This is a genomic window from Amycolatopsis sp. cg5, assembly GCF_041346955.1.
Classification (GTDB): Bacteria; Actinomycetota; Actinomycetes; order Mycobacteriales; family Pseudonocardiaceae; genus Amycolatopsis.
Genome location: NZ_CP166849.1, coordinates 4400750 through 4424179, shown reverse-complemented (window position 1 = coordinate 4424179; position 23430 = coordinate 4400750). Strand labels below are relative to the sequence as shown.

General features: G+C 68.8%; 21 protein-coding genes. 8 read left to right on the top strand and 13 right to left on the bottom strand.

Annotation, left to right across the window (positions count from 1 at the left end; genetic code table 11):
• The first annotated feature begins 74 nt into the window (after positions 1-74).
• Together AB5J62_RS19940 and AB5J62_RS19935 are read left to right on the top strand one after the other, a co-directional pair.
• Positions 75-899, top strand: a complete 825-nt coding sequence (locus AB5J62_RS19940) for a helix-turn-helix transcriptional regulator (RefSeq protein ID WP_370949782.1) — start codon at positions 75-77, stop codon at positions 897-899.
• Positions 900-1005: 106 nt separating this feature from the next.
• Positions 1006-1269: a hypothetical protein gene (locus AB5J62_RS19935; RefSeq protein WP_370949781.1), complete on the top strand. Its 264-nt coding sequence runs from the start codon at positions 1006-1008 to the stop codon at positions 1267-1269.
• 52 nt (positions 1270-1321) lie between these two features.
• Here AB5J62_RS19935 and AB5J62_RS19930 read toward each other — a convergent pair whose 3' ends face one another.
• Together AB5J62_RS19930 and AB5J62_RS19925 are read right to left on the bottom strand one after the other, a co-directional pair.
• Positions 1322-3139, bottom strand: a complete 1818-nt coding sequence (locus tag AB5J62_RS19930) for a proprotein convertase P-domain-containing protein (protein WP_370949780.1) — start codon at positions 3137-3139, stop codon at positions 1322-1324.
• Positions 3140-3228: 89 nt separating this feature from the next.
• Positions 3229-4152 carry a helix-turn-helix domain-containing protein gene (locus AB5J62_RS19925; RefSeq protein ID WP_370949779.1) on the bottom strand — a complete coding sequence of 308 codons (924 nt, stop codon included), beginning with the start codon at positions 4150-4152 and terminating at the stop codon, positions 3229-3231.
• A 126-nt stretch (positions 4153-4278) separates the two neighbouring features.
• Here AB5J62_RS19925 and AB5J62_RS19920 point away from each other — a divergent pair, with 126 nt between their 5' ends.
• Positions 4279-6309, top strand: a complete 2031-nt coding sequence (locus tag AB5J62_RS19920; RefSeq protein ID WP_370949777.1) for a phosphocholine-specific phospholipase C — start codon at positions 4279-4281, stop codon at positions 6307-6309.
• Positions 6310-6351: 42 nt separating this feature from the next.
• Here AB5J62_RS19920 and AB5J62_RS19915 read toward each other — a convergent pair whose 3' ends face one another.
• From AB5J62_RS19915 to AB5J62_RS19900, 4 genes are all read right to left on the bottom strand, one after another.
• A complete protein-coding gene (locus tag AB5J62_RS19915; protein WP_370949775.1) occupies positions 6352-7326 on the bottom strand; it encodes a TolB family protein in 975 nt (324 codons plus the stop codon).
• Positions 7323-8561 carry an MFS transporter gene (locus tag AB5J62_RS19910; protein ID WP_370949774.1) on the bottom strand — a complete coding sequence of 413 codons (1239 nt, stop codon included), beginning with the start codon at positions 8559-8561 and terminating at the stop codon, positions 7323-7325. The genes AB5J62_RS19915 and AB5J62_RS19910 overlap by 4 nt, the downstream gene beginning before the upstream one ends.
• Positions 8562-8564: 3 nt before the next feature.
• Positions 8565-9437, bottom strand: a complete 873-nt coding sequence (locus AB5J62_RS19905) for an alkaline phosphatase family protein (RefSeq protein ID WP_370949772.1) — start codon at positions 9435-9437, stop codon at positions 8565-8567.
• Between the two features lie 164 nt (positions 9438-9601).
• Complete coding sequence (locus tag AB5J62_RS19900) at positions 9602-9925, bottom strand: cupin domain-containing protein (protein WP_370949771.1); 324 nt, start codon at positions 9923-9925, stop codon at positions 9602-9604.
• Between the two features lie 325 nt (positions 9926-10250).
• On the opposite strand from AB5J62_RS19900, the gene AB5J62_RS19895 reads away from it, so the two are divergent.
• Positions 10251-10754: a hypothetical protein gene (locus tag AB5J62_RS19895; RefSeq protein ID WP_370949769.1), complete on the top strand. Its 504-nt coding sequence runs from the start codon at positions 10251-10253 to the stop codon at positions 10752-10754.
• Positions 10755-10903: 149 nt separating this feature from the next.
• On the opposite strand, the gene AB5J62_RS19890 is transcribed toward AB5J62_RS19895, so the two are convergent.
• Positions 10904-14725 (bottom strand): discoidin domain-containing protein, encoded by a 3822-nt coding sequence (locus AB5J62_RS19890; RefSeq protein WP_370949767.1) that lies wholly within the window; start codon positions 14723-14725, stop codon positions 10904-10906.
• A gap of 274 nt (positions 14726-14999) precedes the next feature.
• Here AB5J62_RS19890 and AB5J62_RS19885 point away from each other — a divergent pair, with 274 nt between their 5' ends.
• Positions 15000-15179, top strand: a complete 180-nt coding sequence (locus AB5J62_RS19885; protein ID WP_370949766.1) for a hypothetical protein — start codon at positions 15000-15002, stop codon at positions 15177-15179.
• Here AB5J62_RS19885 and AB5J62_RS19880 read toward each other — a convergent pair whose 3' ends face one another.
• Positions 15180-16190, bottom strand: a complete 1011-nt coding sequence (locus AB5J62_RS19880; protein ID WP_370949765.1) for a YhjD/YihY/BrkB family envelope integrity protein — start codon at positions 16188-16190, stop codon at positions 15180-15182.
• 52 nt (positions 16191-16242) lie between these two features.
• On the opposite strand from AB5J62_RS19880, the gene AB5J62_RS19875 reads away from it, so the two are divergent.
• Positions 16243-17247 carry a PHP domain-containing protein gene (locus tag AB5J62_RS19875; protein WP_370949764.1) on the top strand — a complete coding sequence of 335 codons (1005 nt, stop codon included), beginning with the start codon at positions 16243-16245 and terminating at the stop codon, positions 17245-17247.
• A gap of 158 nt (positions 17248-17405) precedes the next feature.
• On the opposite strand, the gene AB5J62_RS19870 is transcribed toward AB5J62_RS19875, so the two are convergent.
• Together AB5J62_RS19870 and AB5J62_RS19865 are read right to left on the bottom strand one after the other, a co-directional pair.
• Positions 17406-18878, bottom strand: a complete 1473-nt coding sequence (locus AB5J62_RS19870) for a serine/threonine-protein kinase (protein ID WP_370949763.1) — start codon at positions 18876-18878, stop codon at positions 17406-17408.
• Positions 18879-18960: 82 nt separating this feature from the next.
• Positions 18961-19401 (bottom strand): MarR family winged helix-turn-helix transcriptional regulator, encoded by a 441-nt coding sequence (locus tag AB5J62_RS19865; protein ID WP_370949762.1) that lies wholly within the window; start codon positions 19399-19401, stop codon positions 18961-18963.
• Positions 19402-19463: 62 nt separating this feature from the next.
• Between AB5J62_RS19865 and AB5J62_RS19860 the strand changes: the two genes are divergently transcribed.
• Positions 19464-19853 carry a DUF5313 family protein gene (locus tag AB5J62_RS19860; RefSeq protein WP_370949760.1) on the top strand — a complete coding sequence of 130 codons (390 nt, stop codon included), beginning with the start codon at positions 19464-19466 and terminating at the stop codon, positions 19851-19853.
• Here AB5J62_RS19860 and AB5J62_RS19855 read toward each other — a convergent pair.
• From AB5J62_RS19855 to AB5J62_RS19845, 3 genes are read right to left on the bottom strand one after another with little or no spacing between them, the layout of a single operon-like run.
• Positions 19850-21007 carry a peptidase dimerization domain-containing protein gene (locus AB5J62_RS19855; RefSeq protein WP_370949759.1) on the bottom strand — a complete coding sequence of 386 codons (1158 nt, stop codon included), beginning with the start codon at positions 21005-21007 and terminating at the stop codon, positions 19850-19852. The genes AB5J62_RS19860 and AB5J62_RS19855 overlap by 4 nt on opposite strands.
• Before the next feature lie 9 nt (positions 21008-21016).
• Entirely contained in the window at positions 21017-22375 is a 1359-nt protein-coding gene (locus AB5J62_RS19850; protein WP_370949758.1) for a RecQ family zinc-binding domain-containing protein, read from the bottom strand.
• Between the two features lie 44 nt (positions 22376-22419).
• Positions 22420-22878 carry a DUF6292 family protein gene (locus tag AB5J62_RS19845; RefSeq protein ID WP_370949756.1) on the bottom strand — a complete coding sequence of 153 codons (459 nt, stop codon included), beginning with the start codon at positions 22876-22878 and terminating at the stop codon, positions 22420-22422.
• A 139-nt stretch (positions 22879-23017) separates the two neighbouring features.
• Between AB5J62_RS19845 and AB5J62_RS19840 the strand changes: the two genes are divergently transcribed.
• Positions 23018-23299, top strand: coding sequence for a DUF3040 domain-containing protein (locus tag AB5J62_RS19840; RefSeq protein ID WP_370949755.1), 282 nt, complete (start codon positions 23018-23020; stop codon positions 23297-23299).
• Positions 23300-23430: the final 131 nt, after the last annotated feature.

Here is a 23430-nt window from a genome sequence, read left to right as displayed (position 1 = left end):
CAGGCAGTGCCCCGCTCATCCTGGGAGTGACGGGGCCCAGGCACAGGCGCCGTGCCCTACCTATAGTCGACGTCATGACCAGGTCGAACGCGCTCGGCGAATATCTGCGGGCACGCCGTGAGCTGGTCGATCCGGCGGACGCGGGGTTGCGGGTCACCGGGGTGCGGCGGACGCCTGGGCTGCGGCGCGAGGAGGTCGCGACGCTGGCGGGGATCAGCGCCGACTACTACCTGAGGCTCGAACAAGGCCGGGATCGCAACCCGTCGCCGCAGGTGCTCGAAGCGCTGGCCAAGGTGTACGGGCTCGACGTGGCCGCGACGCACTACCTGCTCAGCCTGTCGACGGCTCGCGCGGCACCGAGACGGCCGCGCCGTGAGGTGGTGCCGACCGGGGTGCGGCAGCTGCTCGACACCATCGGGCTGCCCGCGTTCGTGGAGAACCGGCTGTTCGAGGTGCTCGCGGCGAACCGGCTCGCGGCGGCGCTGTCGCCCACCATGCGGCCGGGGATGAACCGGCTGCGCGCGGTGTTCCTCGATTCCGCCGAGCGGAAGCTGCATCCCGAGTGGGAACAGGCGACCGCGGGCATGGTGGCGGCGTTCCGGTCGTCGATCGGCACCGAGGTCGACGATCCGCGGATCACGCATCTGGTCGGTGAGCTTTCGTTGGCCAGCCAGCGGTTCCGCACGCTCTGGGCGCGTCATGACGTCAAGCCGCTCGCCGGTGGACCTGCGCGGATGCTGCATCCGGAGGTCGGGATGCTGGAGCTGCGCAGGGAAAAGCTGGCGATCGGTGATTCGGATGGCCAGCTGCTGGTCATTTACCACGCCGAACCCGGGTCCGAAAGCGCCCAATCGCTCGCTCTTCTTAAGTCTTTTGCCGAGATTTCCGAAAACTGCTAATGCGTCTACAAGTGCGTCCGCACTCGCAGATATATGACCACTCAGGAATTGAGTTACGATTTTCTCCGAGAGTTCAGCCGGAAACCATTCTCGGGGAGTACGACATATGCGCCGTTGGGTTCGCTACCGACTTTCCGTGCTGGTGTGCGTGGACAGTGACGACCGGCAGGAACGGCACACGGTCACCCACGTGGTGATCCCCGCCCCGCAGGACGGCAGCACGCTCGAGCGCGACCCGGCAGGCGATTTCCTGATCTACGACCAGCATATGCGGCGCACCAACGACAACGACGTGGTCGTGCACCGGGTGGTGGCCGCGGCGGAGAACAAGGCCGAGTGGCCGCCCGCGACCAGGGCCCGCCGGCGCTGAGGTCGTGAGTGGTACGGCCGGTGAGAACCGGTCGTACCACTCACGACTCCCCTCAGAGGGTGACGGACCAGCTGTCCAGGACGCCGGTGTCACCTGGCCCGTAGTCGGTCACGCGCAGCTGCCAGCGCCCGCCCGCCGGGGACGAGGCGTTCGGCACGGTGAAGGTGCGGGCGCCGGTCCAGGCGGTGCAGGTGGCGCCGCCGCTGTACTTGAGCGGGTAGCCCTTGCCCTTGGGGTCGAGCAGGGTGATGCCGAGGTCTTCGGCGCAGGTGTGGGTGATGGTCACCGCGACGGTGAGCTGGCTGGCGGCCTGCCCGGTCAGTGTCGAGGTGATCGGGCTGAAGATCTGCTGGTAGTCGCGGATCTGGTAGTCGGTGCCGTTGCTCAGCGTGCGGGTGCCGCCGCCCCCGGTCTGGGTGCGTGCCGACACCGCGGAGCTCGCCGGCGAGACGTTGCCCGCGGCGTCGCGGGCCTTGATCGTGAACGTGTAGGCGGTGTCGGGGTTGAGGCCGGTGACCGTGGCGCTGGTCCCGGCGGACGAGGTGGCCAGCGTGGCGCCGTTGTAGACGTCGTAGCCGGTGACGCCGACGTTGTCCGTGGCGGCGTCCCAGGCGAGGGAGACGCTGTTCGCGGTGGTGCCGGTGGAACGCGGGTTGCCTGGCGCGGTCGGCGCGGTCGTGTCGTCCTCGCCGCCGCCGGTGACCAGCTTGAGCTGCCACTTGGTCAGTGCTTCGCCAACGGGCTGGAAAATGGACATGTCGCCGTCGCTGGGGTTCTCGACGCACTTGGAGGGGCCGCCGTCGTGCAGGCCGGTGGCCTTGCTGCCGAGCAGCCAGCCGCCGCCGGAGTCGCCGCCGAGCGAGCACGCGGTGGTCCAGGTGAGGTCTTCGATGATGAGCCCGCCGCCGTAGTCGACGGACTTGTGCGTGTACTTGACCTCGCCGCACTTCCAGTGCGAGGTGTTGCCGGAGTGGCAGACGCGGTCGCCGACCATGGCCTCGGCCTGCCCGGTGAGGGTGATCGCCGGTTCGCCCCAGGTGTTGACCGCGGCGGAGAGGTTCCAGCCCGCCTCGGTCACCGCGACGACGCCCATGTCGCCTTCGCGGGCGTTGACACTGTGGGTGCCGCCGACGTTCGAGGTGCCGATGCGGTTCTGCTGGCCGGAAGCGCCGTACGCGGCCTGGTCGCGGTCGTTGGTGCAGTGCCCGGCGGTGAGGAAGTGCTTGGCGCCGGCGGAATCGGTGACCGGGAAGCCGACCGAGCAGTTGCTCTCGCCGCCCGGCCACCACGGGTTGCCGGTCTGGATGGTGCCGGACTGCTGCTGCGGCGACGAGGTCGTCTCGGTGATGCGGACGCCGAGTTCCTTGGCACGGTAAAGGAAGCTGTCGGTGGCGGCGGTCTTGCGAGAGCGGTCGACGGACACGCCGACCACGTTGTCGCGCACGTCGATGCCCCAGCCGAACACGCCGGGAACGCCGGTGCCGACGAGTGCGCGGACGGCGTCGTCGGTCCGGTCGAGATCGGCTTGGCTTCTGGTGACGAGCTTGGCTTCGGCACCGCTCGCGCGGGCCGCGTCGGCCGCCGCGGCGGTGGTGACGGCCAGTGTCAGCTTGCCGGACGCGGCGTCGAACCACTGCCCGGCGGACTGCGCGCGCAGTGAGGCGGGCAGTCGTCCGGCGACGCGGTGGGCGTCGTCCTGCGCGGTGAGCTGGGCGCGGGCCTGGTCGGCGGTGATGCCGAACGCCGCCGCCACGCCCTCGACCGCGGCCTGCGGTAGCGCGGGGCCCGGCGGCGGCTCGGCGTCGGCCGGGTGCAGGCCGAGCCCGAGCGCGGCCACGCTCAGGACGGAAACGAAGATGCTTCGGCGCATGCTCACTCCTCGAATCGGAATCAGGTGCGCTGAAGGTAATTCGGACGGGCCTCGGAGTTTAAGATCCGCAAGTAGTTAACAATTAAGAGCTACTCGTCCCACTCCCAGTCGAAACCGTAACAACCCGGCCCGAAGTTGAGCGCGACCCCGTGCACGGAATCATTGCGTGGCAGCATTTCCGTGAACTCCGCAGGGTGACCGTCCACTTCGGAATACCGGCGGCAGCGCACCGGGAGCGACTGCGGTGAGAATCGGATCTCGAGTACGTATTCGCGGACCGGCAGCCGGAATTTGCGTTCGTAGTTGGTCGCTTCGGGGCAGGGCCTGCGATTGACGAGGGTGTGCTCGGTGATCACGGTCTCGCCGCGCGCGAGCGGCTGTTCGAAGAGCAGCTCGACGACCAGCAGCCCGTCCTCTGGCCGGTGGACGCTGCGGCCGGGGCGGCAGCCACGCAGTGACCGCAGTGTGGGCAGCGGCCGGTCGTGCTCGTCGATGTGCATGATCACCACCCAGCGGTCGGGGCCGTCGGCTTCGGCGCGCAGCACCTGCCGTGAGCGGATGGCGAGTTCTTCGCGGCCTGCGCCGACGGTGACCACGTCGTGCTGGCTGATCCTGGTCAGCCGTTCGTCCCAGCGGGTGTCGACGTCGCTGACGGCCGCGTCGATGCGGCCCCGGTCAGGCCAGAACCGCCCGATCTCGGGCAGCGTGCCCGGTGACTTGGCTCGCGCGCGTGGTGGGCCGAGCAGCGCGATCAGCGAGCCGGGTGGCACTTCGAGCACCTGTTCCAGATGCCGGAGTGCGAGCACGGAGTCGCGGCGTTCGGGGCGGCTGCGCCCGGATTGCCAGTAGCTCAAGGTGGCCGGGGTGATCGAGACACCACGGGCGTGCAGGTGCTCGCGGAGCCGGTCGAGGCTCAGCCCGCGGGCCTTGATGGCCTCACGCAGCGCGTCGGCGAACGGCCCAGTCCGCAGCAGCCGCTCGAACTCGGGCCGTGGGCTCGCCCGGCCGGTCATCATGCCTGATCGTAGATCCGGCCGAACGGCGGAACCAAGCGTTAACAGTTAAGAGCAGGCGGGCGGCCGAGTTCACCGAGGTCTCAACGAAAGTTCGTAGACACGCCGGGTGGGCTCCGATCCACTGTGCGAGGCGATTTTCACCGGCGAGGAGGCCCCACGATGGCGGAAGTGACCCGGCGGACATTCCTGGCGGCGACCGGGGCGGCGGCGTTGGCGCCCTTACCGGCGGCGGCCGCGACGGGCAGCATCGCCGACGTCAAGCACATCGTGGTCCTGATGCAGGAGAACCGCAGCTTCGACCACTATTTCGGCGCCATGAAGGGCGTGCGCGGGTTCGCCGACCGCGCCACGATCCAGCTGCCAGGCGGGTTTTCGGTGTTCAACCAGCCCAACGGGCTCGGCAGGCAGTACCCGTTCGCGTTGCGGGGTCCCGGTGGGAACGCCGAGACGCTCGCGCAGTGCCAGGGCGACATCGCGCATTCGTGGGGTGATCAGCACGGCGCGTGGAACCAGGGCAAGATGGACCGCTGGATGGCGGCGAAGAACAAGATCGGCTGCCTCGGTCATCTCGACCGGACCGACCTGCCGTTCCACTACGCGCTGGCCGACGCGTACACGATCTGCGACGCCTACCACTGCTCCGGGCTGACCGCGACGGGCCCGAACCGGACGTTCCTGTTCAGCGGCATGATCGACGCGGCGGGCCGGTACGGCAAGCCCGCCAGCGACGGCGGTGAAGAGTCGGGACTGACCTGGCAGACCTACGCCGAGGTGCTGCAGAACGCCGGTATCACGTGGCGGGTGTTCCAGAACGCGAAGAACAACTACGGCGACAACGGTCTCGCGTACTTCAAGCAGTTCGCCAACGCGCAGCCCGGCTCGCAGCTGTACGACCGCGGCATGTCCAGTGTCCCGGCTGCCACGGGCAACACTCCTGACGACATCCTCGCCGCGATCAAGGCGGCCGCGGTGGGTGGCACGCTGCCGCAGGTGTCGTGGGTGGTGACCGATCAGATCACCTCCGAGCACCCGATCGGGCCGCCGGTCAACGGCGAGCGGTTCGTCAGCGGCCTGCTCAAGGCGCTCGCCGCCGATCCCGACACGTTCAACAGCACCGCGGTGTTCCTGAACTACGACGAGAACGACGGCTTCTTCGACCACGTGCCGCCACCGTCGCCCGCGGCGGGCACGGCCGACGAGTTCGTCAGCGGCACGCCGGTGGGGCTGGGCTTCCGGGTGCCGATGATCGTGATGTCGCCGTGGAGCCGGGGCGGCTGGGTCGACTCGGAGGTCTTCGACCACACCTCGGTGATCCGGTTCATCGAGACCTGGTCGTCCGCGATCGGCAAACCCGCGAACTGCCAGACGATCAGCGCGTGGCGCCGCTCGGTCTGCGGCGACCTGACCTCGGCGTTCGACTTCGCGAACCCGGTGTACGGGCTGCCCGCGCTGCCGACGCCCGGTCCGCCGATCTCGGCCGGGACGTGCGCTCCCCTGCCGAACCCGACGCCGCAGAACAACGCGCTGCCCCCGCAGGAGCCCGGCACGAAACCGGCCCGCGCGCTGCCGTATCAGGCGAACGCGTCGATCTCGTCGTGGCTGTACGGCGCGAACGGGCAGATCCAGCTCAACATCACGATGACCAACGAGCGCCCGATCGCCGCGAAGTCCGCACATTTCTCCGTGTACGCCAACGCTTTCCGCAGCGGCGGTCCGTGGCAGTACACAGTGGCCGCCGGCGCCGCGACGACCGATTTCTTCAACTGCGGCAGCGGGTTCGGTGACGGTAACTACGACTTCACGGTGGTGGGGCCGAACCGGTTCCTGCGCCGGGTGCGCGGCAATGCGGGTAAGAAGCTGGAGGCGCGCTCACGGATCGCGGTGAGCGCGAGCACCGGGAAACTGGCGCTGTGGCTGGATTTCGTCAACGACTCGGCCGCGTCGACGACGTTCACGGTGACGGCGAACAACTACCGCACCGACGGGCCGTGGACGTACACGGTCGCGGCCGGGCAGAGCGCGAGCGACTACTTCAACGCGGTCGCGTACTCGGGTGGCTGGTACGACTTCACGGTCACGACGGCCGCAGACCCCGCCTGGTCACGGCGCTTCGCCGGGCACATCGAGACCGGCTCCCCCAGCGTCACGGGCTAAGGGCTCGTGCGCGTTGCGGGCGGTTAGAACCGCCCGCAACGCTCACGACCCCAGGGCTGAGGGTGACTCCGCGTCCGGGATCAGCAGCCGGGGTGTGCCGGAGCCGTTGGCCGGGACCGCCCAGACGTCGGAGTGGCCGCCGTCGCGCGAGAGCGGGTAGGCGATGGTGCGGTCGTCGAGCCAGGCTGCCTGATCGTCGACGCTGTGGGTTTCGGCGAGCGCGGTGACCGTGCCCGTCTCGAGGTCGAGCACGGACAGGCGCCAGCCTTTGGCGGGGTCACCGTCCACAGCGGACTTGTAGGCGACGCGGCGGTTGTCGGGTGAGAGCGACGGGCATTCGACGTTGTCGCGCAGCGTGCGCACGGTGCGAGCGGTCGAGTCGCCTTCGACGAGGTAGCGGTGGCTGCCGGTGGACATGGTCGCGTAGAAGCGGTTGTCGTCCCGCGCGAACGTCACGCCCCAGAAGTTGAGGTCGGCGGCTTGGTAAGGCTTGCCGTCGACGGTGACCGCGAAGTCCTCGAGCGTGCCTTCGAGGTCGCCGGTGCGCAGGTCGAGGGTGCCCACGCGGGTGGAGAAGCGGCCGCCGTTGTAGGAGTCGCCGGTGACGAACACCGTCCACGCGGCGCGCTGCCCGCTGGCGGAGACCCGGGCGCGGTTGGGCAGACCGACCAGCGGGATCTCACGTTTCGCGTTGAGCTGGGTGTCGAGCACGACGAGCTGGTAGGTGGTGAGCCCGGCTTCGGGGCGCAGGCAGAGTCCGGTGCCCGCCGCCGCGTAGACGCGGTTGCAGGTCAACGGGGACACCGCGCGCACGCCGGCGCCGTCGATGGTGGCGAGGTGCCCGCGGTCGGCGTCGGCGGTGCTGATGAACAGCAGCCGGGGACCTGGCGTGAGGGTCACCGCGCCGGGGGTGCCGGTCGCCGCAGCGCCGTGGTCGCGGGAGCCGACGATGTAGGCGACCGCGGCCGCGATGAGTACGATCACGCCGCCGGCGGCGATGAGGATCCGGGTCTTCATGCGCGGGCCCCGCGCATGAGCGCGAACGTTCCGGTGATCGCGGCGAGGACCAGGACGGCCGCGGCCGAGATCGCGGCGGTGGCGCCCCAGAACTGCCAGGCGAGTCCGAAAAGGACGGATGAGACCAAATAGGACAGTGCCTGTCCGGTCTGGATGAGCGAGATGCCGGTGGTGCGCAACGCTTCGGGCAGCACCGGACCGGCCAGTGCCATCAGGACGCCGTCGGTGCAGGCGTAGAACGCGCCGTAGAGACCCAGTGCCAGCGCGAACAGCGGCCAGCCGGTCATCGGGCTCGCGAGCAGGAGGTAGACGGCGATCAGCCCGCCGTATCCGGCGAGCAGTACCGGCAGTCTGCCGACGCGGTCGGCGAGCGCGCCCAGCGGTGCGGCGAGCAGCAGGTAGGCGAGGTTGGTGCCGACGGCGAGCAGCGGGAACCAGCCGGTCGCGATGTCCTCTTTGCGTTGCAGCAGCAGGTAGACGAACCCGTCGCCGATGGTGGACATGCCGAGCACGCACGCCGCGATCAGCAGCCGCCGGACACCCGCGGTGCGCAGCAGTGCCAGCGCGGCGCGGGGTGAGACGGTGCCCGCGGGCGGCCGCGCGGTGCGGCGGTCACGGACGAACAGGACGAGCAGCAGCACGCCGATCGCGCCGACGCAGAAGCTGGTGAAGAAGACGGCGTCGAACGCGCCGGCGCCCGCCGCGGCGAGCACCGCGACCGCGACCAGCGGGCCCGCGAACGCGCCGGCGCTGTCCATCGCGCGGTGCACGCCGAACGCGCGCCCGAGCATGTGTTCCGGGGTGGACAACGTGATCAGCGCGTCGCGGGGCGCGGTCCGCAGGCCTTTTCCGGCCCGGTCGGCGGTGATCACCGCGCCGATCGCGGTCGCCGACGAACCCGCGGCCATGAGCCCGAGCTTGGCGACGGCGGAGAGCCCGTAGCCGACGCCCGCGACGGCTTTGCGCCTGCGGACCCGGTCGGCGACGTAGCCGCCGACGAGCCGCAGCAACGCGGTCGCGCCGGTGTAGAGCCCGTCGACGAGCCCGTACGCGGCGGGGCTCAAATGCAGGCCGAGCACCAGGTAGACGGGCAGGATCGCGGTGACCATCTCCGAGGAGACGTCGGTGACGAGACTGACGGTGCCGAGCGCGAAGACGTTGGCGCCGATGCCGGTGAGCGTGCGCCGGGACCCCGCTTCGGCGTGGTCCCGGCGGCCGATCGTGGAGAGGTACAAGCCCTATTGCCAGACGTCGGTGATCGGTGACTTGCTCGCGGCGTTGTTGATGCCGGGCAGTCCGTACGCGGCCTCGATCGTGCGGAGCACGGTGTAATGGTTGATGGATTCGCTGTAGCTGCCGACCTTCACCTGCGCGCCGACGAAGGCGGTGAAGATCTGGTTGACCGAGGTGCCGCTGTCCTCGTCGAAGGTGACGATCAGCAGGCTGTTGTGCGTCTTGGCCCACTGGGCGTAGGCGTCGAGGTGGCTCTTGAGCCACTTGTCCCCGGTGCCGACCGCGCAGTCGTGCATGTCGTTGCACATGTCCGGGGTCACGAACGCCACGGTCGGCAGCTGCGTGAAGTCCGTCGGGAAGGCGGAGTTGCGCAGGTTCGCCGAGGCCGGGATGTTGCTGAAGTCGACCCAGCTGTTGTGCTTGCGCCGGTAGGTGCTGCTCGAGCAGCCGGTGTAGCCGTCCGACGGCATCGCCTCGGAGTAGCCCTTGAACGACTTGCCCGCGCCGGCGAGCTGTGAGCCGAGGTTGGCCTTGGCGCCCAGGTTGATCGGGCACGCGTCATCGGTGACGCCCTGCGGCGAGCCGGAGAACAGCGCGACGTAGTTCGGCTGGCTCGGGTGCGTGATCGCGAAGGAGTTGGTGAACTTCGCGCCCTGCCCGGCGAGGCTGTTGAAGTACGGCGCGCTCGAGCTGCCGTTGATGGAGGAGTACTTCTTGTTCTCGAACATGACCAGCACGATGTGGTCGAACGCGGGCACCGCCGAGGCGGTGGGCTCGATCGCGGGCGCCGAGGGTTCGGCGGCCTGGACGGCGGTGAACACCCCGGCCGCGACCAGCGTCGTGGCCGCGAGCGCGGTCACGATCCGCTTCCGGAACATGAGACCTCCTGCAGGGTCTGGGTGAGGGCGCCCCATGGTGGCCAGGACAGTGGGACGACTCGTGCCTCGCCGTCATCCAACCGGTGCCACGGATGTGAACAACAGAAGTCGCCCCCGACCGGCGCAGGCTGAAAGTGGAGAACGGTTCAAAACGGAGAATCCCGCTATTCCAGCCATTCGGTGACAATCTCGGAGCTGGCGTGGATGTTCACCAGCTTCGCGACCCCCTCGGTGTGATTGACGAACCTGTGCGGCGTCCGCGGCGGCACGACCGCGATGTCCCCCGCGACGGCCACGGCGCTCTCGCCGCCGATGGTCACGGTGACCGAGCCCTCCTGCACGACGAACACCTCTTCGTACTCGTGCTGGTGCAGCTTGGGCCCGTCACCCGGATTGGCGGTGACGAGGAAGAAGGAGAACCCGACGCCGCCGTGGTCCTTCCCGGTGAACTGCGACCCCGGCAGCTGGCTCTGGTTGACGATCAGCACGGTCTGTCTCCCTCGCTCGACGGCCTTTGCCCGAACCTACCCCGAGGTCGTGAGTGCTCCGGCCGGTTAGAACCGGCCGTACCACTCACGACCCCTGCAACGACCGCGGCCTGCTGCGGGCGAGTGGATCCTCTGCTGCGTTAGATGCAGCAAAGGATCCACTCGCCCGCCACGTTTACCCTTCCGGCCAATAGAACCGCCCGCAACGCTCACGAGTCCTGGATCCCGCGATTTCATGCCTTCCTGAAAACCCTTGCCGCCCGGTTCACTGGCCACCACACTCGCCAGCGAACTATGTGATCTATTCACCACAAGGGGGCGCAGTATGATTGAACGATTCAAAGGCGCGCGCGGTCGCCTGGTGCGACGCACGCTCTCGGTACTCATGGTGTTCATCGCGGGGATCGTCGCCACCACTCAGCCCGCGCTCGCCCAGCGTGGCGGCGGAAACTACTTCTACCAAGGTATCGCTTCTTCGATCATCGCTCCGTGGGGTGACTCGTGCGACGAGCTGGGCGATGTCGCCGATTGGTCCATGCGGACCCAGGTGTGGGGCAATTTCACCGGGTCGAATCTCTATGTCGAGCGAATCGACGTCATCAACGAGACGAATTTCTCGCTGCACTTCGGGCAGTACTCCTCGCAGGATCAGGGCGGCTCTTTCGGTTTGCCGCTGACCGGTATCAACCCGAACTCGCGGGCGACGTTCTACCCGCGCCGCTGGATCACCGGTGTGCAGATGACGCACTGGTTCACCGTTGGCCAGTGGGGGCACGTCGGCGCCTGCTACGGCGGCGGGCTGATCCCCCTGTCATTCGTCCGTTTCTAGTCGTCCGTGAGGAAATGATATGAGCAAAGTGATGTGTGGCGTGGTCGTTTCCGCCGCTGTGACGGTGGACATTCTCGCCCTGTCCGTGCGGCCCTGCTTGCACTGCCGCTCTTCCTCGCCGCCGGCGAGGAAGAGCGGCAGTTTTCCGGCTAGAGCCCGTTGATGGTGAAGGTGGACGTCGTGTTGCGCACGTTCACCGCGTTGTTGTTCAGCCTCAGGTTGTTGAACGTGACCGAGCCGACCGCGGGCCCTTGACCCGCCTCGGGCATCTCGTTCGCCCAGAGCCCGAAGCCGGACTTGGCGTCGAACGCGTCACCGGATTTCTGCGCGCCGGTGATGCTGACGTTGGTGAACACCGTGTCCTTGATCGGGAACTGGGGTTGCCCGCCGACGTAGTTGGTCTGGAACATGATGCCGCTGTACGTCGGGTCGACGATGTCCACATCGGACACCCTGATGCCCTGGAACACCTTCGAGGCCGAGAAGATCCAGATACCGGGGAACGTCTGCGCGCCCCAGAAGTGCCCGCCCGCGCGGACGATCGAGATGTTCTGGAAGTTCGTCGGGTCGGGGCCGAAGCCGTTCATCGGGTAGCCGAAGTCGAGCGAGCTGATGGTGATGCCCGCGTAGACGAGTGTGTCGGCGATGTAGATGTTGCGGAAGGTGTTGGAGTAGCCGCCGTAGACCGCCACGCCCGCGGCCCGCCAGGTCAGCAGCGAGCTCAGGTTCTCGTAGACGTTGTTCTTCTCGTCGGCGCCGCCCGCGTCGATGGCCGAGAACAGCGCGAAACTGTCGTCACCGGTGGAGCGTGCCTCGATGTTGGTGACGTGGTTGTCGGTGCTGCCGTTGGTCATGTTGACGCCGTCGGCGAAGGTGTCGCGGATACGTGAATTCGAGATGGTGATCCGGTCGGTGTTGGCGCCCCAGTAGAGGCACACCTGGTGTTCGGCCCAGATGTTGTCGATCGTCATGTCCGCGACGTTCGAGAAGTCGAACACCTTGCCGGGGCCGTCGATGCGCGAGGTGTAGTTGCCGAAGTAGGCGAAGTTCGCGAACGTCGACCCGTTGGCGGCGGCCTCGGCACGGAACCCGACGTCGGTGTTGTCCTGTGTGGACGGTGCGAGGAACCGGGTGAACCACGGGCCCGCGCCGATCACCTTGACCGGCTTGCCGTACACCTGGAACTTGCTCGCCGTCTGGTAGTCGCCCGCGGGCAGGTAGACGCCGACGAGCGCGCCGGTGGTGTCCATCCGGACCTTGTCGAGCGCGTTCTGGACGTCCTGGTGCCCGAACCCGGCCGGTACCGCGTAGTGCGCGGGGTCCGGGTTCGCGATCGCGGTCGCCTGCTCGAAGTTCACGAAGTCGATCGCGTAGTTCGTGGTGTTCGCCGCGTCCTTCTGCAGCTTGATCTTGCTGCCCGCCGGCACGGTGGTGCCGAGCAGCATGCTGGCCTCGTCGTAGATGTGCCGCGGCCCGCCCGCGCCCGGCGAGTTGCCGGGCCCGGCTTCGGCGCCGTAGAGCCACGAGTACTTCGAGGTCAGGTCGAGTGCCTTGAGGAAGGTGCCGTTGACGTAGACGTTGATGGTCGAGTTGATCCCGCCGCCACCGGCCGAGTCCGGGATCGAGAAGCGGGTGACCAGCGTGTTCGTGCTGGCCCTGGTGGTGAACTCGACCGCGGCGCCCGTCGAGTTGAGCGTGACGGCCTTGCGCCCGGACGCCTCGCCCGCGAGGTCGCCGATGGTGCGGTTGGGGCCGACGACGTTCGCGCCGCCGCTGAGCACGCCGTCTTCCGCCTCGTACATGTCATACGGCATGTTCGCGCCGCGGCCGACGAACAGCGGCTGGCTGCTGGTGTTGTTGCCCTGCTTGACCGGGAGTTCGTTGGCGTCGTTGGCGATGACGGTCTTCACCGTGTACTTGCCGTTGGCCGCGGTCCAGCTGCCGAGCGCGACCGGCGGTGACGTGGCGCCCGCCGCGAGCGTCCCGGTGTACGACCCGGTCAGGGTGCGCAGGACGGCGCCGGTGGTGGCGTCGGCGACGGTGAGCGTGACGCCGTGCGCGCCGCCCGCCGAGGCGACGGTCCCCTGGTTCTTGATGGCGACCGTGAAGTTCACCGCGTTGCCCGCCGACGGGTTGCCCGGCGACCACGCGACCGGCGAGGCGATCAGGTCCGAGGTCGGCACCGGGGTGACGACCAGCGAGGACGGGTTGGCGAAGGCGTTGTTGGCCTCGTTCTGTTCGATGACCTTGTTGCCCTCGTCCACCTTGGCGCTCATCGGGTACGTGCCGGACTCGCGGGTGCCGATGTTCGCCGAGACGGTCGTCGACGCGCCCGCCGCGAGCGCGCCGACCGGCGCGGTCCCGACGCGGGTGGTGCCGAGGTAGAGGTTGACGTCGGTGGCGCCGGAAGCGACCGAGCCGGCGTTGCGGACGGTGGCCGACAGCGTCACGGTGTCGGTTTCGACCGGCGACGCCGGTGTCCAGGACATGCCGCTGACCAGGAGGTCCGGGTTCGGCGCGGGCACGCCGATCACCTGGAACTCCGCGGCCTGCCCGCCACCGGCGCCGGTGTTGGACGTGATCCGCAGCCGCACGTCGGCGGCGCGCCCGCTGACGGGGATGGTGACCGTGTTGCCGGAGGCGGGGTTGAACGTCTGCGCCGAGGCCGCGGCCAGCGTGGTGAACGCCGACGCGCTCTGCTCACGGCCCTGCACCTCGATGGTCTGGGTGCGGGTGCCCCAGACGCTGTCGGGGTTGAGCTTGACGGCCACCGCGCTGACGTCGGCGTTGGAGCCGAGCGCGACGGTCAGCAGGTTCGGGTAGTCACCGCCGCCTTCCCAGTAGGTGGCGGTGTTGTTGTCGTTGGCGTTGGCCGCGACGAAGTTCTGCACCGACGAGGAGGCGGTGATCGGCTTGCCGACGGCCAGGTTCGTGCCGGTGGTGGTGCCGGTGCGGGTCACGGTGTTGCTGTTGGCCGACTGGTTGCCCGCCGCGTCCTTGGCGCGCACGAAGTACGACACGCTGGTGCCGTCGGGCTGGTTGTCGGTGTAGGTGAGCACGCCGGCGCCGACGCTCGTGCGCAGCGTGTTGTTGGCGTAGACGTCGTACCCGGTGACACCGACGTTGTCGGTCGAGGCGGCCCAGGTGAGCTTGATCTGACCGGTGCCGGGCTGGGTGAACGCGAGGTTCGACGGCGCGCTCGGCGCCTGCGTGTCACCGGTGGCGGGGCCGTAGACCTCGAATTCCGAGAGCTGCGCGGCTGGCCAGCCGGTGTTGGCGGTGACGTTCAGCCGGACGTAGCGGGTGGTGGTCGCGTTGAAGGCGATCGTGACCGTGTTGCCCTGCGCCGGGTCGAACCTGTACCCGGCCGACGCGGCGAGGTCGCTGAAGGTCGAGCCGTTCGTGCTGCCCTGCACGCTCAGCGTCTGCGTGCGCGCGCCCCAGCCGGACGGGAGTTTCAGCACGAGCCTGCTGGTGCTCACCGACGCGCCGAGATCGGCCTGGATCCATTGCGGGAACGCGTTGTTCGTGCTTTCCCAGTAGCTGTTCTGGTCACCGTCGCCCGCTCTGGCCGCGGGGTACTCCCCCAGCGCCGAGCTGGCGGTGATCGTGGTGGCGAGCGCGGTCTCCGACTCGGCGGCCGTGTGCGCCTCCAGCTTGGTGACCTGCGCGCCCTCCGCGCGGACGTAGCGGGCGAGCGTGGGAGGGAAGCTGATCTTCGCGGTGCCGCGGTCGAACGTGTACGACGCCTCGCCGACGATCGTCGAGAACTGCTTGCCGTCGAGACTGCCCTGCACGGCCAGCCGCCGCGGCGCCGACGACGGCGCGGTGACCGTGAGCCCGTCCAGGTTGGTCACCGCGCCGAGGTCGAGCGGCGGCGCGGCGGACGAAACAGCAGGTAAAGCCGGTATGAGCAGGCCGGCCAATAGCGTCGCGGCTGCCGCGCGCGCCAAGAATCGCCTGGTTCTCATGCTGAGCCTCTCCGTTGAGGGGGCAAGCGAGGACAAACGCGCCCGGGAGGCGGCGCGCGGGAAGTTACAACTCGTTGCTCAAATCTTGCAATGGTTCGTCCAAGAGTTGCAGCCGCCCGCGCCGAAGTCAACGGTCGGCGACCTACGGGCAGCACGAAGCCCGGGATAAAGCCCGCTTTACTCCGCGGAGTAAAGCGGGCTTTATCCCGGGCTCACCAGCCAGGCGACGTGAACCTGGCGCGCCGCCGAGCCGTACTACAGGCAGGGAGGTGTCATGGACCAGCAGACCCGCGAACTCAGCCGCGCGCTGCTCGCGGCCAACGAGCACATCCCGCGCGTCGCGACCGAACTGCTCACCGGCACGCTCCCGCCCGGCCGACAGCACGAGTTCGCCGCGCTGCTCATCGAACTCGGCGAACTACTCCACAGCCACGCCGACGACAACCAACCCTGACTAGTCGTCGCGGCTGCGCCGGAAAACGCGGCCCAGCAACAAAGTCAGCACACTCCCGGCCACCGCGCCCGCCACCACCCGCGGCCCGGCACGACGCGGCCGCATCACCGGCGCCAGCACGAACGGCCCAGGCGGCGTGACCGCCTTGCGCGGCGCGTCGAAACCCGTCGCCGTCCACGCCGTGATGAACACCAGCAGCCGCGACACCAGCGCGATGAAGAACAGCAGGCCGATCACCGACCCGAACGCCGCGCCGGTCGGCGTCCCGCCCACGATCCCGAGATAGATCCCGCCGGCCAGCTTCAGCAGCTCGAACCCGATCGCCGCGGCCACCGCGCCGCGCATCGCGCTGCGGATGCCGACCGGCTCACGCGGCAGCCGCGCCAGCACCCACAGGAACACCAGCCAGTCCGCGAGCAACGCCAACGGGATCGACAGGATCGACACCGCGGTGTGCGCCCAGCTCGCGTCGTCCACCCCGGCCAGGCTCAGCAGGAACGTGCCGAGCGTGCCACTCGACGCCGTCAGCGAGAACGACACGGTCAGCGCCACCACCAGGCTCAGCAACGCGAGCAGGTCCTTCGCGATCGTCCGGAAGAACGGCAGCGCCGGGCGTTGCTGCTCCCACATCGCGGTGAGCGCGTCCCGCAGCGCGTTCATCCAGTTCCAGCCCGAGTACAGGCCGATCGCCAAGCCGAGCACGCCGACCTTCGTCCGCTGCTCGATGAACCCCTGCAGCAGCTCACCCGCCTTCGTGCCCAGCGGGCCGGGCACCGCGCCGGTGATGCCGTGCAGCAGCTGGTTGAGCACCCGAGGCTGGTCGGCCAGCACGAAACCGGCCACCGACAAGGTCACCATCAGCATCGGGATCAGCGACAGCAGCGTGAAATACGCGATCGAGGCGACGTAGTGATACCCGTTGTGCTCGATGTAGCGGTCGACCGCTCGCGCCAGATGATCGAGCCAGCCATACCGTTCGCGCACCCGCGCCCACCAAGATCCCACGCGCATATCTACGCACACACCCGGCCGGGCCCCGCACTTCGGGGCAGAATCGACTCTCATGGAGCCCGTCGCAGCCCTGCAGAAGATCGCGTTCCTGCTCGAACGCGCGGGAGCGCCGTCCTACCGCGTCCGCGCCTTCCGCAAGGCCGCCGGCGTCATCGACGAGCTGAGCAACGCCCAACTCGCGCAGCGGATCAAGGCCGGGACCCTCACCGCGCTACCCGGCATCGGCAAGACAACGGCGGCCGTCGTCACCGAAGCCGCCGCCGGCGACGAACCCGCCTACCTCACCGAACTGCTCGCCAAAGGCCTGCCGGAACTCCCCGACGGCGGCGAGCTGCTCACCCTGCTCAACGGCGACTGCCACACCCACTCCGACTGGTCGGACGGCGGCAGCCCCATCCACGAGATGGCACTCGCCGCCCGCGACCTCGGCCACGACTGGATCGTGCTCACCGACCACTCGCCCCGCCTCACCGTCGCCAACGGCCTGTCCCCCGACCGCCTGCGCGAACAGCTCAAGCTCGTCGAGAAGATCAACGACCGCCTCGCCCCGTTCCGCGTCCTCACCGGCATCGAGGTCGACATCCTCGACGACGGCTCACTCGACCAGGAACCCGAACTGCTCGACCGGCTCGACGTCGTCGTCGCGAGTGTCCACTCGAAACTCCGCATGCCCAAAGCCCAGATGACCCAGCGCATGCTCAACGCCGTCGCCAACCCGCGCGTCAACATCCTCGGCCACTGCACCGGCCGCCTCGTCACCGGCCGCGGCCGCCCCGAATCCGAATTCGACGCCGAACGCGTCTTCCAAGCCTGCCTCGACACCGACACCGCCGTCGAGATCAACTCACGCCCCGAACGCCTCGACCCGCCGATGCGCCTGCTCCGCCTCGCCGCCGAGATCGGCTGCCGCTTCTCCATCGACACCGACGCGCACGCACCCGGCCAGCTGTCCTGGCAGGCCTACGGCTGCGAACGCGCCAACAAATGCGGCATCCACGCCGACGACGTCGTCACCGCCATGACCGCCGACGACGTCGTCGCCTGGGCCCGCGGCTAGGGCGTGTCTCGAAATTCTGGTCGATGGGCTTCGTGATCCAGGTGGTTCCTGGCGGTGCCGCGGCTTCGCGCCTCGTACTGGACGTACTCGGGCGAAGCCGCGGTGCCGCCAGGGACCGCCTGGGCGCGAAGACCGCGATCAGAATTTCGAGACACGCCCTAGCTTTCGGTGTCGATCAGCCATTTCCCGTCGACCTGCACCAACGTGTAAGTGTGGTTCTCGGTCGAGGTCGAACCGTTGGTCTTCACGTAGGTGACCTTCCCGGCGACCTGGTTGGGGCCGCGCTCGGTCACCGAAACCGACACCGACCTCATGCCCCGCCAGAACCCGGAGTAGCTCTCGTAAGTCTGCTTGTGCTCACGCTTGAAACGGTCACTGAGCCCGGCCCACCCGGCCTCCAGGTTGCCCGGCAGCAATCCGAAATACGCCGAAACCGCCGCGGCGGCCGACTGCGACGGGGTTTCACCCGTGGTCGGACTCGGCGAAGAGGTCGGCGTCGGCGAAGGCGAACTCGGCGTCTCGCTCACGGCGGGCGGCGGCACCGGCGCTTCCGACGGCACCTGCGAAGACTGCGGTGTGGGCGTCGGCGACGGCGGCGCCGCCTTGTCGTCCTTCTGCCGGATCGCGAACAGGATCCCCGCGACCACCGCGACCACCACCAGCACCGCACCCACCGCGACCGCGATCAACGCGCCACGACGCCGCTTCTCCACCACCGGCGGCGGCACCGGCGCGGGCATGTGCTCTTCCTCGATGCGCTGCGTCGCGGTCACCGCGGGCGCCGCCATCTCGGGCGGCTCGTCACCGTCGAACGCCGCCAGCATCCGCAGCTCGGTGAGCACCGCGCCCATCTCGGGCCGATCCTCCGGCTTGACCTCCAGCAGCCGCAGCAGCAACGGCTTGAGCTTGCCCGCCTTCACCGGCGGCACGATCTCCCCGCTGGAAACCCGGTACAACAACGCGATCTGGTTGTCCGCCGTGCCGAACGGCGGCCCGCCCTCGATCACGGTGTACAGCGTCGCGCCCAGCGAAAACACGTCCGACGCCGCCGTCGCGTCCACCCCGCGCGCCACCTCCGGCGCCAAGAACGCCGGCGTGCCCGAAATCTCCCCGGTCGCGGTGTACGTCGCGTCGCCGCTCGCCCGCGAAATCCCGAAATCAGTGACCTTGACCGTGCCGTCCAAGCCGATCAGCACGTTGCCCGGCTTCACATCGCGGTGCACGATGCCCGCCTCGTGCGCGGCCTGCAACGCCGACGTCAGCTGGATGCCGATCCGGATGACCTCGTCCACCGGCAGCGGGCCGTCATCGGCCAGCACCGCCGACAGGCTCTTCGACGGCAGATACTCCATGATCAGCCACGGCCGGTCCTCATGCTCGACGACGTTGAAGACCGTGATGGCGTGCGGATGCTGCAGCCGCGCGGCGATCCGCGCCTCCCGCATCGCGCGGTTCTTCGCCTCGGCCGCCTTCTCTTCCCCGCCATGGCCGAACGGCAGGATCAGCTCCTTGACCGCGATCACGCGATCGAGCGAGGTGTCCTCACCACGCCAGACCATGCCCATCGCGCCGCCGCCGATCAACTCGACCAATCGATAGCGACCGGCGATCTGCCGAGGTTCTTCGGTCAACGGAATGTCCCTTTATGCCTTCGAAAGCCTTCACACGAGCGTGGTCAGCATGCCAGGAACACGTTCACCCCGAGCACGCGGTTCAACCGGTCGCGGCGATCACCCGCGAGAGCATGGCGTGCAGCTGTTCCAGCTCCGCCACTTCCATCCCCAAGATCTCCACCACACGGTACGGGATCTTCTCCGCCTCGGCCCGCAGCCCACGCCCGGACTCGGTCAACTCGACCGTCAAAGACCGCTCGTCGCGGGCATTGCGCGTCCGCGTGACATAACCGACCGCCTCGAGCCGCTTCAGCAACGGCGACAACGTCGCGGGCTCGGCACGCAACGCCTCACACAGGTCCTTCACTGACCGCGGCTCCCGCTGCCACAACGCGAGCATCACCAGATACTGCGGATGCGTGAGCTTCATCGGCTCCAGCAACGGCCGATAGATCGCGATGACACTGCGCGACGCCACCGACAGCGCGTAACAGACCTGCCGCTCCAGCGCGAGCGGATCCGCACCCAGGTCGATCGTCATGGCCCTCACCTTAGCGTTCGTCACATAGTTAGCGTGCTAATCATTAGGGTACTATGAAACTCATGGAGAACATGGCAAGGCCCGGTCCACTCCACTGGCTCTGGTACGCGGTCGGCGGACGGCTGCCCGAAAAGAACCGCTCCTGGGTACTGCACGACGTCACCGACCGCGGCTGGCTCTGGCGCCACGGCGCCCGCACCAGCGTCATGCTCGCGCCGCTGATCTTCGGCTGGCTCCTGCTGCCCGCACCGCTCGGACTCCGCCTCGCGCTCTGTCTCATGGCCGCGCTCGTCGGCTACTTCTACTCCTACGCCTACGCCGAAGAAGCAGGCGAACACCGCCTCGCCCGCCACGGCTTCCCCATGGGCACCGGCCGCCGCATCCGCGGCGAAGCCCGCGAAGCGGCCTCGGCCGAAGCGCACGCCAACTACCTCGCCCACTACCGGAACTAAGCCGAACGCTCAGCCAGCTCCCGCTCCTGGAAACACGCCCATGTCTCCGTCACCAAAGACGCGTGCCGCAACAGATCCACCGCCGTCCGCGCCAGCGCACCCGCCGTCGCCACCGTCGCCGACCGTGCCCGCGCACCGGCGGCAGCCGCCGTGAACGCCGGCGTCCGCCGCCCCTGACTCGGATCCGCGATCGCCACCAGCGGGCAGATCGTCGGCACCACCGTGCTCACGTTCCCGACATCCGAAGACTCCGCGACCGCCACCGGATCCGGCTCACTCGCGTGCACCCCCAGCTCCGCGAGGTGCCGCGCGAACCGAGCCGCCAGCACCTCGTTCGCCCGGAAATGCCGATGCCCGGCACCGAGCCGCTCCACCTCCACCGTCGCACCCGACGCGCTCGCGGCCCCTTCGGCACACGCCGTCACATCGTCGACCAGCTGATCCAACGCCCGCGCGGTCGGCGCCCGCACCCCGAACCGCGCCTGCGCCAGATCCGGCACCACATCCGTCGCGTCCCCGCCGTGCGTGATGATCCCCTGCACCGAAGCCGCCCTCGGCAACCGCCGATGCAACGCCGCCAGCGCCGTGAACAGCTGAATCAACGCCGCCAGCGCGTCCACCCCGTCCGCCGGATCACCCGTCACGTGCGCGGCCCGCCCGTGGAACGCCACCTCGAGCTCCACCTGCGCCGACAACGGCGCCCACATCCACGTGTGCACCCCCGGCTGGAACATCAGCACCGCGTCCAGCCCGTCGAACCACCCGGCACGCACCGCCGCCTCCTTGCCCTCGGCGGGCGTCCCGATCACGCGCAGCGTCCCCGGCACCTCGCCCAGCGCACCCACCACCGACAACGCCGCACCCAACCCGGCGATCGCGACCAGGTTGTGCCCCAGCGCGTGCCCTAACCCCGGCACCGCGTCGTACTCCACCAGCAAAGCCACGCACGGCTTCTGATCGGTACCGGCGACAGCCGTGAACGCCAGCCCGTCCCGCTCGACCTTGAACCCGCCCAGCTCGAGCTCCTTCGTCAGCAACCGCGTCGCCAACTCCGGCTCGGGATCCGCGTGCAGCGTCAACCCGATGTTCCACAACCGCTCCTCGATCGACGCGAGCTGGTCGTCCACCAGGTCGTACAGTTCCTCGTCCTCCACACGGTCCCCTCAATCACAGTTGTCGCAGTTGCCACACGGCTCACCGCGCACCTCACCGAGCGAACCCAGCAACGTCCTACGCCGACACTGGCATGTCCGGGCGTACCGCCGCACCATCGCCACCCGCGCGTGTTCGATCGCCTGCCCCCGCAGGAACACCGCCGACGCCAGCTCCGCCAGCCGCGCGTCGCTCTCCCCGACCGCGGCGTGCGTCAACGCCCGCCGCCCGATCTCCCGAACCGCCCCGACCTGGCGCAACGCCGGCAGCACCCGCGCCAGCTCCACCCGCCGCAACCCCGCCTGCCGCGCCAGTTCCGTCCGCGAAAGCCCACCGGGAGACCGCAACGCCCGCACCACGCGTGCCATCGCGTCCTCGTCGATCTCGTCCTCGGCCGCGCCCGCGTCCCACGACGGCCGATGCAGCAACACCGCACGGCCCGGCATCCGGTCCTTGCCCACCCGCCGCACCTGCTGGTGATAGACGTCCACCGAAGGCGGATCGTCGGCGTGCACGACGAACCGCACATCCTCCTTGCCACCCGCCCACGCGGCGGACCCGGCGACGACGACCACCCGCACCAGCCCGGCCAGGAAGGCATCACGCACTTCCGACCGCCGCCTGCCCGGCAGCCCATCGTGGTAGACCGCGACCCGCTCACCACGCTCACCCAGCACCCGCGCGAACCACTCGGCACGCGCCCGATCCGTGACGTGCACCAGCCCGCTGCCCGCGCTCGCCATCACCTCGGCCTCCGCGAGCCGCCACTTCAAGTCCTCGTCCTCGACATGGCGGACGGCGAGCCGGACGTGCGAATGGTCCAGATCGCCCGCGACATGCCGCGCGTCGTGCAGCCCGAACTCCGCGACGATGTCCTCACGCACCCGCTTCGCCGCGGTCATCGTCAACGCCAGCACCGGCGGCCGCCGCCGCAGCCCGCTGATCGTCGCGGCCAGCCGCACATAGCCGGGCAGGAACTCGTGACTCCACTCGCTCACGCCCTGCGCCTCGTCGACGACCAGCACCGACGAGCCCGACGCGGCGACCGCGGCCCCGATGTCCGGCTCCGAAAGCTGCTCGGGCGCGAGCACCAGGAAACCCACCCCACCTGCCCGAAAGCGGGCCAGCACCTGACGGCGTAGGCCCGCTTTCGAGGTCACCTGCTCGGCGACCAGGTCTCTTCCCCTGAGCATTTCGAGCCGGGCGGACGGCTCCGGTGAAACCACCACCACCGGCCGGTTTGGCCACAGCTCGGCCAGCGCCTCGAGGATCAGCTCGCCGCTGGTCGTGACCAGCACCGTGTCGACCCGGCCCGCGGATCTCAGCGCCTCGGCATGATCCGGGCAATATCTCACAATCACGTCACCCACTCGGGTGACGTACCCCGGAAGACCGGAACTTATGCACGCGTACGTCACGCTGGGGAACCATTCGATCTCAGCGCATCACCAAAAGCCTCGAAACACGCCATCAACTCGTCGTGGCGACCGGCCGTCCGCAGCATCGGCGGATCCGGCTGCCCGATCGAATGCTCATCGGCCCGCACCGCCGCCAGCAACGCGACGACCTCCGCGGGATCCGGAACCAGCCGCTCCCCACCCAGGTACGCGAGGACGATCGCACGCTCCCCGCCCGGCGTCTCCACCGCGACCGCCCAGCCGTTCACCTCGTCCCACAGCAGCGCGACATCCCGGCCGGGAAACCGGTCCAACCGCCGGTCGAGCGCCACGTACGCGGACATCGGCTCGTCGAGATCGACGGTGCACGACTCCCAGCCGACACCCACCGCCCGCGCCGTGACACTGAGGTACTCGCGCAAGGCCCGGCCCAGCCGGTATCCGATGTCGTTCCCGAAGTCGACCACACTGCTCACGGCTTCCCTTTCGCACCAGTGGAGGGGACGGCAGCCCGTGTACCCAGCGCCCCCGCGAAAAACACATCCGATTCGACGTGTGATTCCCGCCGCCGCTGGGTATCAGCCGAAGCAGACGCCGGCCGCGAAGGGGCGAACCATGCTCAGCCATCACGATCGTGAAGCTCTGCAGAAGATCGAGCAGTGGTTCGAGCTCGCCGACCCCGCGCTCGTCGAGTCGTTCCGCAGCGCCCGCACCCGCAAGGCCTTCTGCCCGCGCCTCGGCTGGGTGATCACGGCCGACGTGTTCGCGATCCTGATGGTCCTGCTGGCGAGCATCACCTCCAGCGGGGCGTTGGTGTTCACCGCGCTCGCCCTCGTCGGACTCGCCGCCTCACTGCACGTCGTGCGCGCCATGGAGCTTAAGAACCGCGCAGGCTGACCCTGCGCTTCTTAAGCCGATTGAAAAGTCGTAGGTCCTCAACTTTGGCGACCATGGATTTTTGCCCTTCAAAGCCGAGCGGTATAGGACGTTATACACTTAGGTCGTGAGTGGTACGGCCGGTTCTAACC